Raw genomic sequence first — 19222 nt, 5'->3', positions numbered from 1 at the left:
AGTTATTCTTATCCCATTTCTTTTCCCCTATTTAATACCCATACTTTAGGCTATCAAGAAACTTTAAAAACTAATGGAATGTAAGGGTGTTTAGTTACATAAGAACGATTATCGACATTATACAACCATAAATCCCAACTATTATTCTCAGTGAAGTAACTAATTACACCGTCAAAATCACTCTCTATTAATCGTATATCCTGGCCTTCATCCCACTCATCAGCAAAAACTATATATAACTCTTCAGTCACATCTACTATTAAAGCCTTAGCTAAGTTCTTAACAAACTGTAGGAATTCAGAGCGATCTTTCACCTTGACAAAATAGTCAGTTAAGTCTTCAGATATTTCTGAGCAAGAATATTTTATTTTTTTATTTGATTCAGGAAGACAGTTTATATACGCCATATAGTTACAATTCATTGCACTATAAAATTGGGAAGCACCACCAGAAACTTCAGAATCCAGAGGCTCATCACCAAATGGAGGAGAGATTTCAATAGGATAGTAATTAGCTCCGCGAGAAAGGACAGCAACCTCCTGAGAGAAGGCTGCCAATTTTTCAGTTTGTATATTTCCACAGATCAAAACAGTAAACATTATTCAACAATTTTCCCATTTCTATATCGCAATGCATAACCGCCTTCGCCGTTAAGTGCCTTCTGAAGTTTTTTGAGATGCGGAGTTCGCACATTAACATCTTTAGTCCCTGGAAAAGTTTTATTTCCAGGAGGACCATTTTTAACACTTTGAGTAACTTTGTCTCCATGGCCACTACCCGGCTTATGCACCCTAAAAATATCTTTACCATTTCGAGTGACTGTCGGGTTAGCATTAGTTTTCGTCTTTGCAATTGCCTTGTCAGCCAACTCTCTATACTTCTCTTTGACTGTCTTCCCCTCACAGTCATTATGAACCCAAGCACCTATTTCTCCCACAAAGTAGGAGTGGTAATCCGCTACTTCAAAGTTATAAGTCGTATGTAAACTCGCCGCTAGCGATACTGATTTAACAAACAACTCACGATCTTTAAGACCAATGACCTTTTCACCAACCAATAAATCACCAGCATTAACCCAACCTTTGTTTTCAATATTGAATGGGTGTTCTTGCGTTACGCCGAACTCTTCTTCTACACCTTGTTCATCAACAAGGATTAAATTCAGAATGGGCTTATTGTGATTTACAAATAACTGCACAACCGGTTTTAGTTTAACGTCGCCAGTGACATCATCTTTTGATACCACCAAGTCACCGACTTCAACGTCCTCAATGGGCTTTAAGCCTTCACTCGTGTGAACTTCTGTACCTTTAACAAAGCACTTGTTCTTCTTGTCTCTATCTCGCTTTAATGCTTCTTTGGCCTGTTTACGAGCTTCACGTTTTGCGGCTCTCCTAGCTGCCAAAGTTGCAGCAAGTCTTGGTGAACAACTGCCCACTGCGGCACCAATTGCGACCCAGCCCCAATCAATACAACCTTTCGCCAAGTAACTTCCTAACATACCAGCAACTGCACCAGCAGCCGCACCATAGACAGAACAGCGACCCAACGGGTCAATTTTAGTATGCGGGTTATTTAAACCATAGGTATAAACATTCGGGCCGTCGCCAGCAATGCCTAGCGGGTCTTGAGTAATATAGCGGCCAAGAGTTGGGTCGTAGTAACGGGCAAAGTTGTAATACAAGTCACTTTCTTGATCGTGGTATTGGCCCGGCATACGGATGGGGTTACGAATTTCGGTTTTGTTCGGGTAGAACAACCCAAAGGTGTCGTACTGCGCTTGCCACACCACTTCGCCACTTTTGGTGATAATTCGGGTTGGCGTGCCACGGTGGTCGTTTTGGTAGTAATAGACCTGACCGTTCTGTCGAGTGAAAAGTGGGTCGGTCATCCAATAGCCGTCTGGCGTGAAGCCGTATTCGGCCATTTGCGACAGCTGACCATTGCCGTAGTTGTATTCGCCGGTTAAGCCATCGGCGTTGTAGTGGAAGTAAATACGCTGGCCGTTTGTCTCTTTCCATAATCGGCGACCGAATGGGTCGTAATAGTAAGATGCTATGGTTTGGCCGTTGTGATTACGAATCGCCACCATGCTGCCTGCGGCGTCATAGTCATAATGGGTAGACACGCCATCCGGGTTGGCTTCATTAGTCACGGTTTTCTTAATTAATGATCCGTTGGCATCGTATTGGTAATCAATGCGGGTAGTACCATCGTCCTGAGAAGTTAGCTGGTTGTTCTCGTTGTATTGGTAGTTCACCCCATCCTGACTGATTCGGTTACCAATACCATCGTACTGGTAGTTTTGTGATAGCGTCTCGGCTTGGCCTGATGTATTGGCAGGATCAGCTACACTTGATGGGTTAGGTAACTGTGCCGACGTCACACGATAGAGGTTATCGTAGGTTTGGTCGTAGTTGCCTTCCGGCCCAGAGATTTGAGCCAGGTTGCCTTCTTTATCGTAACTGTAATCATACTGAGCCAATTGATTTTGAGCAGGGTCGAGCAGGATCATATCCAACCGACGTAACAGGCCGTCATACTCATAATTCTGCTGGCTGCCGCCTGGGTAAGTTACCGTGATCGGTGCATGCCATTGATGATTGCTGTAAATGATGTTGCCTTCACCCGGAATCTTCACTGCCACCAAGTCGTTATTGGCATTGTAGATGTAGCCATAAGTCACACCTTCTGGGCTGGTGTAGCTTTTACGCAAACCGCTTGGGTAGTAATCATATTCATGAGTAAGGCTAAAGGCACCGTAATTCACCACCACTTCTTTTAACTGGCCCAGCACATCGTATACGTACTCAGCACTCGTGGTGCCGTCGTTGTAGCCGGTCAACAAGCTCAGGTTGTTGTAAGTGTAGTCGATGACTTTTTGTGGCTGGGCATTAGCTTGCGCGGTTGCATCCACAAAATGTTGGGTTTTGGTTAAATTGCCTGCATCGTCGTACTCAAACTGGCTGATCTGCCCCTTGGCGTCAATCAGGGTTTTCAGCAAGCCGTCGGCGTAATAGCGATATTCGCGTGTTTGCCCTAAATGGCGGGTTTCTTTAACCAGCTGATCGGTTAGGTCGTATTCAAAGGTAAAGTAACGACCTTCTGGGTCGGTAATCTTAATCAGGTTGTCACGATTATCCCACTGATAGTAGGTTATGCCGCCTTCCGGATCGGTAGCAGAAATCATTCTGCCAAGAGCATCGTAATCGTAGGTATAAGTATTATCTTCAGCATCGGTTTCTGCAATCAGGTTCTGAGAAGAGTCATAATTCTTTTTACGACGCTGCTGAGCGGCACGAGAACCGCTAAGCTGACTTTCTACGATACGCCCCAGCTTGTCATAGCCAAAAGATTCACTAAAGGTCGGGTACTGAACGTTCGCCAAATCCAAGCCGGAATAATTATATTGAGTTACATCACCTAAAGGTTCTACTAACTGGGAAATTACGCCTCGATCATTATAAACGTATTGCCACTCTTTTTTGGCAGCGCCTTGAGTATCGCCCTGAAGTTTGAATTTGGTAACTCGATGTCCTTTATCGTATTCGTACTCGATAAACTGACCTAGCCCATCCGTTTCTTTCAGGGCGTAGCCATCACCATCTAATGTATACAAAGTTTCAGCATTGTTAGGGTCTAAACGGCGATAATATTCACCCCGTTCATCATAGAAATATTGAGTGGTTTCATCTTTAGGTGAAATAGCCTTGGTGCGATTACTTAGGGCATCGTATTCATAACGCCATTCTTTACCACGGGCGTCAATAATTAACCACGCATTACCAGCCGCATCATAGTCTTTGTACTGTGTGACGTTACCTTCCGGGTCTGTCTCTTTGGTCATGTTGCCATAGGCATCATACTCATAAGTCCAAACGGCAGTTTTGGTGTTTTCATCGCCCAGATAACGCTCCACAGTGCGATTACCGTATTGATCGTATTCAAACTCGGTAACACGTTGTTCCGGCTGGCCTTCAGCCTCAGTGATTTTGGTGGTATTTCCCCACTCATCATAAAGAAATGATGTAATACCAGTATCCGACGTAACTTTGGTTATTTGACCTACTTTGGAATATTCATACCCGACAATTGAGCCATCATTATATTGAACTTTATAGGGGTAACTTGCTAGATGACGAGTGTAGATCCTGGTTTTACGGTTTTTTCCATCTATTTGGGTTTTGACATCAACTAAAGTCTCATAAGTTGATCCATCGTCTCGGGTAAAGGTATCTTTGCCCCCTACAGACGATCTTGTGGTTTTAGAAACCCTTTCTCCATTTAACCTTGTTTCTTTTAACGGCCCTAATTGACCTTTGTAGTCATCATAGAATCGAGAAAAGACTCTTCCATCGTGATGAATCTTTTCTTTGATGTGCTCTGTTGGTTTACCTTCATTATCAACTAATGAACGCACTTCCAGTCGGTATCCTTCCCCTTCTGAGGTGGTATAAGAGTTCCAACGATCCAAGCCGTAAGTAAAGGTAGTTTCATTACCTTTAGCATCAATAATTTTAACTAGGCGATCTTGAGGTTTAACCTCAACTTCTTCTGCAACAGGGACTGGTTCGTATTGATATGTCCAAACCTCACCATTGGGTTTGGTGATTTTGGTTAAATTACCATTGGAGTATTCATAATGGACGCTTTGTCCACGACGATTGGTTACTCTACTGATAGCTGAATTAGTCTCACCTATATCAATATGATTAATGGTTAAATACACCGTCCCCTGATCGTCTTGTAATGTCTCTTGTAGGCCGTTTTTATGATATGTTAACCACTCTCCATCTTGAATTCTGAACTTAAAACTATCTACGTTACTATATTCAATTGACGATTCGTAATTATAGAACTCACCAATTGCCGAAAATGAGTTTCTCAATTGGAAGCCAAGAACATCATCAGCAGAATAATCTAAAGCGCTTCCCTTATACTTCCCTTTAATGCCTGGTCCTTCAAAGTAAGAAACTCTATTCTTAATTTTTCCAGGGCAGGTATTTGTATATTGGGCTTTAGCATTTGGCCTCCATATGTTCCCCGTTGATGGTCTATGAACAGAAGTTTGACAACTGAACCCTTGTATAAAAATGTCACCATAAGAAATAGAGCCTTGATAGCGCATAGCGGAATATGTCCCGCCACTACTTGATCCAGATACTTTCCCTTCAGCTTCATAATTAAACTGCTTTAACTTGGGATAGAACCAATCCTCTTGAAATAACCAGTTCCCACCTTTTGTCAATTTCCGGGTGAAAGGCAACGTGGCCCCTGGTACTTCAAAATACAAATCCACTTCTTCGAAATTATCAGAAGCAAATACTGTCTTAACACTCGACAAGGACAAGAAAGATACGACTAGCGTAATTAAAAGTGCCATATACTTTTTCATGCTATTTATCCACATCACCAAATACCCTAGTTACAATCATCTTTATCATCGTCATCATCGTCGTCATCGTCGGAACTACAGCCCCCACCTAAAATTCTAAATGATTTAGAGTTACCACCAGAAATGCTGTTGTCTCCATCCCCCCCTCTGCCTATAGGGTTAGGTATACCGTCACCCCCGGAAATACCTCGGCACTTTGGATCATCGACACTAGCAGCCCAGGCAGTGGCGGCACTGCCAGAGATAGAGAAACCACTCGGACATTCTCCCTTATAAGAAACCTTACCGTCATAGTCTCGAGGGCCACATGTAGCACCACCAGAACCAATCTCCAAGCTGGTTTGATCAAAGTCCTGCAATGCCTGAATACGGTATGGAACAACTACTACCTCACCCGGCTCAATACTGTCAGGTACTTCTGATAGAAATTCAAAACGGGCAAAGTTATCACCTTTAGGAAGATCTTCATTGACATCAATGGCTCGAATTAAGCCATGATTGGTATAGGTTAGTTCTCCTTGATACACCTCTCCCTTCTTCATTACGGGGAGGTTCACAGACATAGGTTCTACCACGACTACAGGCGCAGGTACCTTAGTTTCAAACGTCGGCTCTATGTTAATTTCATATCTATCTTCCAAAACAATTTCTTTAACGGAGAATTCCACCGTTACCAATTGATTGGCCAAGAAAATAGACTCACTGCTGGTAACTCCGGCCCGAACCCAAATGCGATTAGTCGCCGAGTTATGGTCGAACGCCATTGCACGATAGATGTAACGACCCGCCGGAATTTCTTCGAACAGTGCCTCACCGTATTCGTTGGTCGTTGCTTCGTAGACCTCGTTCAACACCAATTCATTTTGAAGCTTGATTTTGGCGCCTGCCAAACCTGGGATTGGCTGATTATTTTCGTCCAACGTGGCGGTATAGATATCTGCGACATGGAAAGCCATGCTCCCTGTACCCGATTGAGTCACTGCAACATACACAGGATGTTCAAATCTCAGGTTGTTAGTCTCAGAAGACGCCACCAAACGAAACTCATGAATTGCCTCTGCCACTGAATTACTTGGATTAAACACTAAATCAACGTTGAGACTTTCCCCTACCTTGAGTTGACCTGGCGCACGATCACTTGCGACGTATAACCAGCTCGGTGCAGCTTGCTTATCCGGTGTTTCCAGCGTTAATACCAGATCAGAAATATCGCTTAACCCCTGGTTCTTTAAGGTCACGGTTTCGGAGATGCTGACGCCGCGAGAGGTTCCTGTTTCAAGGTATTGTTTATCAGCAACCAAGCTAGGCGCCGCTTCTGAGAACTTGTAATTCAACGTGATATAACCGATAGGCGTAGAAGATTCATCAGCATGTACCATCATCAAAACCTGCCCTTGTTCAGCCACCGCATTGGTTGCAGCTAAACCAACTGTCATTACTGCTTTTTGTTCTGATGTTACATTTAAAGGTTGTGGTAATGTTACTTGCAAGCCTTCTGGTAGGGTCTGACCTTCTTCGAAATAAATTTCAAAATGTACATTGCCTAACTCAGTATCTTTACCCGCCTGAATCTCGAAAGGTACTTGGCCCGGATAATTGTACGGTAAGTGAACATTCATAGTACCCGGCTTTAAGTCCAGCCCCATCACAGTAAAACTGACCATATCCGGTCTCTCTAGAATAGATGGGTGTAATGCAGCTAAAGTGTGTGTACCAGTGCGTTGTTTAGACAACGGATATAGGAAACTAAAGTTACCTTCTGCATCGGTAGTTACTTCAATTTCTTTGTCAAAACCACGGACTCTAAACAGTAATTTTACTGGCACAAACGGGATCGTTTGAGACGTCTCTCGACTGATCGCTTGACCGGATAGTTCGATAATATCACCAGGGAATAGCGTAGTATTATCGATCGGTGTTACAGATGTGTCTTCATCCACATACTTACCAACTGACAATGTCGCGTAATAAGCGGTTTCCCCCATCGATGCCAACGTCGTGGCCTGTGTGCCCGCAATGGCAACAGCATCGATCTGGCCAGAGTGATAACGGAATTGATCTACTTCAAAACGTACTCGCACCTGATCCAGGCTGGATACCGAAACAGGTAGCTCAATCCACTCTGATTCATAGGTTTCTGAGGCTGGAACTCTGACCACGGTATAACCATTAGCCGTGTTAATCACATTCCCCACAACCATGTGCAGTGGTTGTTTCAGAAGAATGTTGCCTTCTAAATCCTCTATCACAAAACGGGCTTCAGAAGACGCATCCTTTCCGTTGTTTTGCGCTGTAAGCAGTTCCACTTCAACATCCGTATGGTTTCGAATTGAGAACTTAACTTGGCCGGTACCACCTTTGGTAAAGTCCTTCGTTTTAAGTTCGATCAAGAACGCATCTTCTGCCACCAAAGCGTGCTGTTTTTGAATAATGCGAATCTTCTCGCCAGGGAATGGGCTTTGCTCTATACGACTGGTTAACTCGACCGCTGTCTGTAATTCAGCATAACCACCAATCACCACAGGCACTTCCGCAAAACCTTGTGCAGGGACATCTACATATTCCGACTGATGAACCCAGGATGTTTGCTCACCATCAATGGTCACGAACAAGCGAATAGATTTGGCCTCTGTTGAACCTTGATTATCCACTCGGTAGATCACCCTATTCATTACACCCCGCTTCAGAAGTAACTGCCCGTCACTGGTTAACTCATTGCTGTCCGACAGGTTTGCCGATAGCGCAGGTAAGGTAAGGTAATGCGCTGCACTCTCGGCCCCGTTACTATCCTTGGCGATTACGCTGTAAGTAGTTTCTGATGGTGCACCACTTTCAGGCAGTACAGGATAGGTTTCATCTTGCCACGAGGTATCCGTTATTAGTGACGTATTTAAAGGCTGCTCAGAACCTTCAACTCCCTTAAAGACATTAAACCCTTCAATCGTACTGCCGGAATGCTGCCAGCGAATAACCGGAGCATTCGCTTCAACCATTTCTATTTCAAGCTCTGTTACGGGTAGTAGATCAAAGTTAAGGTACACCGCACTTGAAGGCAGAGAAGCATTACCCGCTGCGTCTTTGGCAACCACAACATAGGTATGAGCATCCTCTGACGGGCTCGGATCAAGAGTCTCAGTCGACCTCAATCCAGTTTGAATGGGTTCAACACCAGTAAGATCAACCGCATCACCTTGCCCGATAGCAAGACGATAAAGTTCATAGCGCAACTGTCCTGTTTGAGTCTCTCCGGTTGGCGCAATCCACTGCGCAGCAATACCATTACCGGCAAGCGTCAATACCAAGTTGGTAGGTGCACTTGGCGCTGTGGCATCTGCAATCACAGAAACCGATTCGCTTCTGGCACTTACGCTTTCTTCGCCATCATGGAGGCGCACGGACGCGACCGAGTATTCATAAAGACCTTCGTTTAACGGGTTTTCTATTCCGTCAATCCAGGTAATTGTTTGATTACCCGTAGTATCCGGTGCCTCAGTTCGAGCAACTTGAGTAAACTCAAACTCGTTTTCAGCTTTACGATAAATCAGGTATGCGGCGGCGTACTCAACTGGCTGCCAAGATAACTCAACTTGAGCGTTTGGCAGTGCCTTGGCATACAACTGAGTTGGCGTCGCTAACGGTGGCAAATCACCTTGATACACCTGGAAATAATTGGACGCTCTGATGCGTGTCGATTCATTTCCAAGCGCGTCTGCTGCCTGGTAGTTAAAGCGTAAAGACTCAACATTCGGTTGACCGTTCTCGTCTAACCCTACATCAGCAGGCAAAGTAAACTGCCCCTGCCAAGTTTGGCCATGCGCAGAGTTATTTACCAAACTAAGACTAATGCCATCATCTAAACCAGCCACGGTCAGGTAACCATTCGGGCTACTCACTTCAGGAACCAATACAGGAATCGAACCTTCAGCCACGAAATCGTTCGTATCCAATACCACGGTTAACTCAGGCGTACCTTCATTATCGATGGGTGAAGTCGGGTTTATGGCCAAATTAATCACTTCAGGCCCTTGGCTATCTACCGTGATGTATTGTCCTTCAGTAATATCAGAACCACGATTACCTATCTCATCATGAGCAGATAATACGGCCCACACTTTACCTGTTAGCATTGCCTCTGTGATTTCAAAAGTACCGGTGTAAAGCAAATCGTCGTTATAGTCTTTGTTCAATTCTATCGACGTTGGTGTCCCTCCTTCCGGAGTCATAGCAAAGAACGGATCATTACGAAGTACTTCGTTAAAGCGAATTGAAACTTCGACCATCCCTCGACCAAAGATGTTATTTACTTCGTCATATTGACCTTGAGGCACGTAGCCAACAAGGTTTGCAATCGGCCCCAAACTGTCCGCTACCGCTGATGCTTGATCTGAAGGTAAACTTTCAGTCTCTGCATCATTAACCGCAACAACCCGATAATAGTAATCACCATCTATCTCAAGCGTATCTTCATAAGAAGTGAACAGATAAAGTTCAGCGTTGATTTTTTCTGCACCCGCCAGCGATTGATCAATCTCTTGAGTACTGCGGTATATATTGAACCCTTTTACATGCTCGTCGTTTGGCTTATTCCATGAAAGCGCAATGCGACCATCTACTTTCGAAAGCGCGTTCAGGGTGGTAGGGCGCTCAGGCAAGCTGGTATCCAAAGAAACAACCACAGTATTTGATAACGTACTTTCTGTATGTCTGCCCTGGAACCGAACCTTGGCCTGGATGGTATTTTCACCTTCCGAAAGAGTCACTGGCAATTGCATCTGAGAGGAGGCGACATCCAACCAATCGCCCTGTTCTTCACCGTTTACAACAGCCATTATTTGCGTGTTATTCAGCACATTAACAGTTAGGGAATATTCCACCTTATTCGTCACTGTTTTTATCGGTGCAACAAGAGAAGGCGCAGCAGGTGCTGATAGCTGAACATTAAGCGTTAATGTCTCTTCAGTAACATTATCTACAGTGTCAAAGACTTTAATTTTCAACTGATATTGGCCATCAGCAACGGATAACAAGTCCCAATGTTGAGAAAAACCTGAATTACCGTTATAGCTAGTGCCGACGAGCTGGCCATCAATATAAAACTCGACATGAGAAATGCCTGATGGATCTGAAGCGGACACAGTAAAGTTGGATAATTCAGACAAAACAGACAAATCTGATATAACCAATCCACCAAAACTCACACCATTAATGACAGGGCCACTGGTATCGGCTTCTGGTGTAGCCATTACCGTTGTTACTGATGGGTTGAAGCCACCATTAATGTTCTCAGAAACCACAGCAAAGTAGTAATCTTGATCATTGGTTAAACCAGCGACACCCACTTGGCTTGCACTCTTAGAAACACGCAACTTAGGCTGCATGCCAGTAACATCAGTGAAATTCGTATCACTAACAAATATCAACTGTCTGCTTGTCAGCGAGGGTTGAGTGTTATTCCAAGATAAATCCACTTTGCCACTTTGAGCTTCGGTTGAAATACCAGCAGGATTTGCTAACCAGGTAACTAAGGTATTGCTTGTCTTAATACTCTCATTCTCTGAGGTATCAACCGCAGACAAAGAAACCAGATGACTTTCCGCTTGGCTCCAACCGGTAAAGGTATGACTTAACGTTGTTGGGGCGACATTGTCCTGAAGTAACTGGCCGTCCTGGTAAATACGGTAATGGCTTAAATCCTCATCCGTATTAGCAGACCAAGCTACGGTTACTGAGTCAGCTTCAGACGTAATCTGTATACCAGAAATTGCAGCTGGGGCGACCGTATCCGTTGGTGTTGCAACATAAGAAACCAACGTACTCGGGCTATTACCTGTACTGTCTACCGGCGCTACTGCGAAGTAATAGTTCTCTCCACGAGTAAGACCATTAACCGTGTAAGTTTTCACAGTGGCAGGTAAATTAGCTATATGTTGAGCGGACGCTTTCTCGGTAAATGCAGCAGATGATTGATAAACCTGGTATGAGACGATGTCATCACCATTGGCAACGACATCATAGTCTTCCCAGCTTAAGCCAACCTGAGAACCATTTCCTTGATTAGTAATGGTTAAGACAGGTACGCCCGGCGCCGTATCATCAAAGGTGATAGTGGCAATAACTTCATCACTTAAATTACCCGCTAAGTCCTGTGACTGAAACTTAAAGACGTTTACTCCCGGTACCAAAGAAACCTGATGAGACCATGCGTTTTGTTCCTGGCTTAGAGCCTGAATGCCATTAATCCATAGACTTGGTTCATTAGCAGACAGACCATTGCCTTCGAAGGCAAAATAAGGTGTGTTTACACTACTTGGGTGAGCATTTACCGTAAGCGAAGACGGTTTGGTAAAGTCGAGAACAAACGTATACGCCTCTGCAGAAAGTGTATTACCAGCCAAGTCCACAAGGCTAAGTTCTAGTTGGTATTCACCCTCCGTTAATTCAGTACCACTCTCAAAATAAATTTCAGCTTTAGCGCTATCAATTGATGTAGAACCATTAACCGCAATGCCGAAGCGTTTGAGTACTAGCTCCAAAGCACTTTCGTCCAGATGAAGCTCTTCAAAACTGATTGTCACCTGAGAGGTTGGAGTATTCGAATGGTTCGATGGTACGACTGACAAAACCTTTGGCGCTTTCACATCAGAAACAAGTGTCAGAGTGATTGCTTCGGATGCATTACCCGCTAAATCTCGTGTCACTATTTCCAATTGGTTTGTACCTTCAATAAGTGCGAAATCAGAAAGCGTCCAACTTGCACTGCCATGGGCAATTACTTCTCGATCATTAATCCAAATCGATGAATCTTCAGAGCGAACTCCAGATAACGTAACTTTAGTATCAGCGATATAAATCGTTTGATTGGCTGTATGAGAATCAATGCTTGTAGCAAGAGGCGCTGTACTATCTACATTAAAAGTAAACTTGAAAACATCCTCTGCTTCACCAGAAACCCCATTGCCATTTTGATCCATACTATCACCCGATACGGCTTCGATTTCCGGCCCGATCGAAAGACTGTACTCGCCCTCTGGCAACACGTAAGGAAGGTGAAGTTTAAATAACACAGGATTAACCTGAGTAATTTCTACTATCTGGATCTCAGAACTGTTTTCATCAACTAAGGCGACATCACTTAAATCAAAGGATTCGGGCTTGATGGCATTGATAAATTCAACGGTTAACTCGTTAAGCTCTTGATTTGTATACTCAGAAATATTTAATGCTTTAACCGCTGTCGGCACCTCTATTCTTGAACTATAAACAGTGCCTTCTGTCTCTGCAGTTTGGTTTCCACCTTTTGCCTGAATCTGGCTTGCAAGATCAAACTGGTCAAGTGATTGATAATAAAGCGCAACACGGCCACCACCACCGTGTGCAGTTAGATTATTACCTGTACTGCCATTCGCAGTGATAACACCAGAACCAGAAACAGTATTTGCTTCAATCCATAACGAACCACCACTGGCCCCCGAAGTGTCACTCTGCGCTTGGCCACCATTGGCCAAAATAGCGCCTTCTAACTGGAGCTTTTCTACTACCAGTTTAAGGGCTCCGCCACCAACAGAATACTTATCAACTGAATTACTACGCCCACCGATACCATAGTCGGCCGGATTATGTTCACTACCAAAGGTTGGATTGGTTTGTGCCGTTGAATCAGAGGCATCAACCGTTCCTAATCCACCGTATGAGCCACCCGCCAATCCAACAACTGAATCAGTAGGTGGCAAACCTAAACCGGTTACATCTACCATCGCACTTGAGTCAACAGTCAGTCGATCAAAGGTTAACGTTTTAACAGGGGTTGAAGCATCTATAGCTGGAGCACTGGTTAACACTGCATCCCCAGTTAAGCGCATCTCTTTGAACTGATAATCACCGGTTACGGTAACAACAGCATCCTGAACTAGTAATATTTTGTCTTTGTAAGAAGGGTCTGAGGTATCGATAGTGATATCAGAGTCGATAACTTCGTCTGCATTCTCAAGATCAAAGGTAACTCTATAAACATCGTCGGAAGCTTCACCCGGCGTAGTATCTCCGTCCTGATCCATAGGCACACCCGATGTAGTTAATACATCCGGACCGATCTCTAAACGATACGTATCAGCATTACTTAAAGGCGCTTTCAGGTGGAGGCGGTACTCGTTATTTCCTAAATCCTCGATGCTATCGAACATAATGGGGCCGGAAGAAGCATTCAGGCGAATATCTTCTAATCCGAAAGATGCACTATCGATAGCACCATGAAAACCAACATCAATAAAGGTGATAGGGGCTAGTAGGAGTTCACCGTTGTATGGTCTACTACCAACAATTCTGACGGCTTCCTGCGCTTGGTTAATAAATACAGTACCATCTTCGCCTGAAGTTGCACCGTGTACTCCTGTACCACCTGCTGTAGTAATTTTATCTAAATTGAAGCCACTATTGTTTTGATAATATAGAGCCACACGACCACCGCTTCCGCCGCCGCCATATCCTCGAGCATTTCCACCATGAGCCTGAATAAATCCAGAACCGTTAATATTCTTTGCAATTACCCAAACAGAACCCCCACTTCCACCACCGATGTATGATGAAGATGGATATTGACCATTCGCTTTTAGTGAACCGTCTAAGGTCAGATCATTCACAACCAACTTAAGCTGACCGCCACCTAGACTTCCGTCACTATCTCTGTCTCGACCTCCTAAACCAAAAGAGTCTGGTCTAGCTTCCTCTCCAAACGCAGGTAAGCTTGGCTCTGCCACAGTGAAGTGCCCACCCTTGCCACCAAAACTTCCGCCAGCTTGCTTACCGGTACCTTGCACAAAAGGTAAACCTGCTGCTGAAGCATCAATAGACGAACCTGTGCTCACAATTAAAGAGTCAATAGACCAGTCTATACCTTTAGTGTTTGATGAAACTGGAACCCCGTGAGTTATCTTGGAATTCCCCTTAAGATCAACACTGTTCCAATACTGCTGCTGTTGAGAATTAGTTAAATTACTTACGTTCAAGATAGAGCCTGAGTCCAGAATCAAATCAGAAGACTGAACCTGAGCCTCAGAAGGTAATGTCACGTGAGAATCAATTAGCTGTATTACTTTTAAATTAATTCTCTGATTCGAAGGAAATGCTGTAAGGGCCGTGTTGATTATTAATTCAGAAAAATCACCTTCCGCATCAATGCTGGTTGATTGATAGCTCGTCGAACTGGAGCTCCCTCGATACAGTAACTGCTTAGTATTATTGCCACGATCGGCTAAATAAATGGAGCCAACCCCACCGTGTTTGCTACCTGTATGGACTCCACTCCCGCCAAGAGCATATAGTTTTGAAAGGTCAAAGCCATTATTTTCATCGAAATATACTGCGATTCGGCCGCCACCACCGCCACTGCCATAAGAGCGAGCACTCCCCCCTTGCGCATAAACCCTACCGACACCAGATAAAGTTCCCACATCCAACCAGATCGAACCACCACTACCGCCACCGATATAGGTATTGGAACTTACACCATTTGCTAAAATCTGACCATCAAGCGTTAAACGCCCCGCAACGATCTTAACGGCACCACCACCGTAGTTGGTTTTAGAATCACTTTCTCGGCCTCGCCCACCAAGACCAAAGCTGGTTGGCTGAGCAAAGTTCCCACTTTCAGAAACACTATTATTGCTGTTAAAGAAACCGCCACGGCCACCATGGGAACCACCGGTTTGATAACCTGCATCTTCGGCATAGCCCAAACCTAACCCAGAAACATCAATACGAGACGAACTATCTATGGTGATATCATCGGCTGAAATAGATAAAGTGTGCGAGGACGCATTTTTGGCCCTTGGACTCTGAATAGAGGAATTCTCCGTTAAGCTTAAAAATTTCCAATGCTTTGGGGACTCAACAGTATCCAGATCGGTATAACTTAGGACAGATCGGTTATGAAGATTTAATGTGGCACCTTGAACCTCTAGTTCAGGAGTTAAAGCAATACGCGAATGATCCGTATTTACTATTATCGCACCCAGTATCTGTCCCTTAGGAAACTCGACATGCGCACTTTGGATTGCTATCTCAGTAATATCTCCCGCTGCATCAATGCTGGTTGATTGATAGCTCGTCGAACTGGAGCTCCCTCGATACAGTAACTGCTTAGTATTATTGCCACGATCGGCTAAATAAATGGAGCCAACCCCACCGTGTTTACTGCCTGTATGGACTCCACTCCCACCAAGAGCATATAGTTTTGAAAGGTCAAAGCCATCATTTTCATCGAAATATACTGCAATTCGACCGCCACCGCCGCCACTGCCATAAGAGCGAGCACTCCCCCCTTGCGCATAAACCCTACCGACACCAGATAAAGTTCCCACATCCAACCAGATCGAACCACCACTACCGCCACCGATATAGGTATTGGTACTTACACCATTTGCTAAAATCTGACCATCAAGCGTTAAACGCCCCGCAACGATCTTAACCGCACCACCACCGTAGTTGGTTTTAGAATCACCTTCTCGGCCTCGCCCACCAAGGCCAAAGCTGGTTGGCTGAGCAAAACTGCCTATTTCTGACGTACTGACATCATCAATAAAGAAACCACCTCGACCACCATGAGAACCACCGGTTTGGTAACCTGCGTCTTCTGTATAGCCCAGACCAAGCCCATTTAGATTAATGCTTGATGTGCTATCGATGGTAATATCGTCAGCTGAGATAGATAAAGTGTGCGAGGACGCATTTTTGGCCCTTGGACTCTGAATAGAGGAATTCTCCGTTAAGCTTAAAAATTTCCAATGCTTTGGGGACTCAACAGTATCCAGATCGGTATAACTTAGGACAGATCGGTTATGAAGATTTAATGTGGCACCTTGAACCTCTAGTTCAGGAGTTAAAGCAATACGCGAATGATCCGTATTTACTATTATCGCACCCAGTATCTGTCCCTTAGGAAACTCGACATGTGCTGATTGAATCTTTAACTCTGTAATATCTCCTGCCGCATCAATTGTAGTCGCCTGATAAGTTGTCGAACTTGAAGCGCCTCGATACAACAACTGTTTGGTGTTTTGGCTACGATCCACTACGTATATGGAGCCAACCCCACCGTGCTTGCTTCCGGCATGCTGACCTGAGCCTCCTTGAGTACTCAGGTTTGATAAATCAAATCCATCATTAGCATCAAAATAAACAGCAATGCGTCCACCGCCACCGCCAGAACCATAGGCTTGGGCTCTTGAACCTTGAGCGTAAACAAATCCAGAGCCTGATAACGTCCCAACATCCAACCATACAGAGCCACCGCTGCCTCCACCAATGTATGATCCCGTGTAATTTCCGTTTGCGAAAATCCGACCATTAAGCGTTAATGTACCGGCCTTAATTTTGACGGCTCCACCGCCATAACTTGTGTTATTCGTCCCCTCCGTACCTCGACCACCCATACCAAAACTGGCTGGTTGTGCAAAACTGCCTATTTCTGACGTACTGACATCATCAATAAAGAAACCACCACGACCACCATGAGAGCCACCGGTTTGGTAACCTGCGTCTTCTGTATAACCTAAGCCCAATCCATTTAGATTGATTGACGAGTTAGAACTAATAGAAAATTCAGCAACTACATTTAGTACAAGCTTATCGCTTGCACCTTGTTGGTGTTTTATAACTGAAGAATTAATCAGAGAAAGGGAATTAAAGTTATGTTCCCCTTGAATAGTTAAGGTTGCACCATCAATAATTAGATCAGAGCCATCATACGAATCATCCTGAGCTAAAATAGTTGTACTTTCAGAAATGGTGATGGTTTCACCCCAAGCCGAACTCAGACTTAGGCAAAATGTAAGTAATGCAATAAGCCCCTGTACCCAACCTGAAAATAACGTGTGTACATCTTGAGAGGTTCTTACGTTCATATTCAATCCAAGTTCCAACCTAATTATTTTTTAATCGTTTTGTTGTTCTACAAAATAGCGAGTTTCAAACGCGCATCATTTGCATAAAAGCGACGCTTTAATTGAGATTCATCACCTTTAGGCTCTGAAATAAGGCTCATCACCAAGTATTTCGAATGATCAGGGTTTACCAAGTTGTTCTGTGCATCCACCAGGTGAAGCTGTCCATCATTTACAAAAGACCAACTGTGATAATCAGAAAGTGATAACTTATTTGAACCACTGAGTACGGCAAACCCGTCAACAGTAGCGGTTTGATACTCATTGCTTGCAGCCAAGCGAGAGAAGGTCAGCGCAAATTCAGTGCAATCCCCTTTGCCATGCTTTAAGGCATAATCAGAGCCCAAAACTTCAGGGACATATCCCATATACGTAACTCTTTTATTGATCCAGTCGAGCATTTCCGAAAAGTTTTCTGAAACATATGAAATAGGTTCAGCTAACGAATAACTGTATTTTTCCCAAAAACCCTCAGCAATAAATTCAGTGTTTGGAAATTCCATTCGATATGTAATGACAACGTCTTTCCTCGCAAAAGGCGCTAAATATTGAGGCGATAAAACAACATAAGAATGACCGTCTAGCTCTTCAAATGTATGAGCTACTGACGTTTGTGAACTGATTAAACGCTGGAAAGGAGTATTTTGGAGAGGTGCAAAAACATAAATCTTTGGCTTAGTTACGACATCAGAAGAGGTATTCTCAATGCTTACTTTAACCTTATAAACTTGCTGAACAGGTTCGACGACAATTGACTTCTTCGAACTCAGAAACAAAGCCCCGACAACACATATAAGTGTAAGGCTAACAAGAGAAATAGTTAACTTATTCACAACGATACCTATTAGGCACAGAGCCCTGTTTTTTTGCAGTCAACAACAACTCTGAGTACTGAGCTGCAAATTGCGAAGGGGACACAACAGAGAAAAAGACACCATCTCGTGCCTTATTTGAATCAACGATTTCTGGGATATGAGTAACAGAAGGTAAAAGTAAAATAACCGTCTTATTAGGGTTATTCCTTTGTAATGGATAAATATCATTAACTAAGAGAGAGTCAAACGAAGCATGACTGTTCAAACTGGAATGAGGGTAGCTCTCTTTAAAGCCAACCGTCAGAGAGCGCTCCGAAATCACCATTTTAGCGGCTTCATAAGAGTCGATTTCAATCTCACCTAAGGATGCACGACCGAATTTGAGAATTTTCGGATTTTTAAATCCCACCCTCTTTAATCTGCCACAAAACTGCATATCAGAAATTAAGTCGTAACCCGCAGAAGCAAAACCTATCGTTTTATCCTTAAGCACCTTTGACTTTAAAACTTCAGACAAATGCATGCTTCCTGCTTTTTTTAGACTGGATACATTGATTAAAGGCAACTCAGGATATTGATGGAGATAAAAGAAACAAGACGCATCCTGAAGTTCAGAACGTTTTCCAGGTTTGGAAACCTCATTCCAATACATCTGCTCAGGACCACACATATCCCCACGAACAGACAAATGCAGCAGCAAAGCTGCCATGAAAAAACAACACCGCAACAAAACAAACAATCCTTTTAAGTTTTCTGGGTGGGCATTTTATGAACAAAAACATCAATTACAATTGATTATTTGGCGCACTTTGACACAAATCACAATTCGGAACAATGTTTCCCATTAGATGAAACAAATAAAACCACCATAAAAAGGCAATTCAAACCCACATCGACCACAACACCACCCAAACCAAAAGAAAATTCTTGACTTTAAATAAAACATGCAATTAATAATAAAACTAAGACTAACATCAGAAGAAGCTAACGCATCATTTAACTTTGGCTCTGTATTGGATTTGCTTCCTTCAACAGCTGATAGTATCCCTTTAGAATTGCTTCAAAGTTCACCTGTT

The 19222-nt window shown here is 43.8% G+C and carries 5 protein-coding genes; all 5 read right to left on the bottom strand.

Annotation, left to right across the window (positions count from 1 at the left end; genetic code table 11):
• Window positions 1–53 precede the first annotated feature (53 nt).
• The 5 genes from ACFOEK_RS00200 to ACFOEK_RS00180 are packed head-to-tail and all read right to left on the bottom strand — an operon-like array spanning window position 54 to window position 18885.
• Window positions 54–599, bottom strand: a complete 546-nt coding sequence (locus ACFOEK_RS00200) for a hypothetical protein (protein ID WP_386714379.1) — start codon at window positions 597–599, stop codon at window positions 54–56.
• A complete protein-coding gene (locus ACFOEK_RS00195) occupies window positions 599–5395 on the bottom strand; it encodes a polymorphic toxin-type HINT domain-containing protein (protein ID WP_386714376.1) in 4797 nt (1598 codons plus the stop codon). The genes ACFOEK_RS00200 and ACFOEK_RS00195 overlap by 1 nt, the downstream gene beginning before the upstream one ends.
• A 26-nt stretch (window positions 5396–5421) precedes the next feature.
• Complete coding sequence (locus ACFOEK_RS00190; protein ID WP_386714373.1) at window positions 5422–17292, bottom strand: Ig-like domain-containing protein; 11871 nt, start codon at window positions 17290–17292, stop codon at window positions 5422–5424.
• Window positions 17293–17339: 47 nt separating this feature from the next.
• Window positions 17340–18164, bottom strand: coding sequence for a transglutaminase-like domain-containing protein (locus ACFOEK_RS00185; RefSeq protein WP_386714370.1), 825 nt, complete (start codon window positions 18162–18164; stop codon window positions 17340–17342).
• Window positions 18157–18885: a hypothetical protein gene (locus ACFOEK_RS00180; protein ID WP_386714367.1), complete on the bottom strand. Its 729-nt coding sequence runs from the start codon at window positions 18883–18885 to the stop codon at window positions 18157–18159. The genes ACFOEK_RS00185 and ACFOEK_RS00180 overlap by 8 nt, the downstream gene beginning before the upstream one ends.
• Window positions 18886–19222: the final 337 nt, after the last annotated feature.

Source organism: Litoribrevibacter euphylliae (assembly GCF_042646085.1).
In the GTDB taxonomy this organism is placed as follows: Bacteria; Pseudomonadota; Gammaproteobacteria; order Pseudomonadales; family Litoribrevibacteraceae; genus Litoribrevibacter; species Litoribrevibacter euphylliae.
This window is presented reverse-complemented; position numbering and strand designations above follow the sequence as displayed.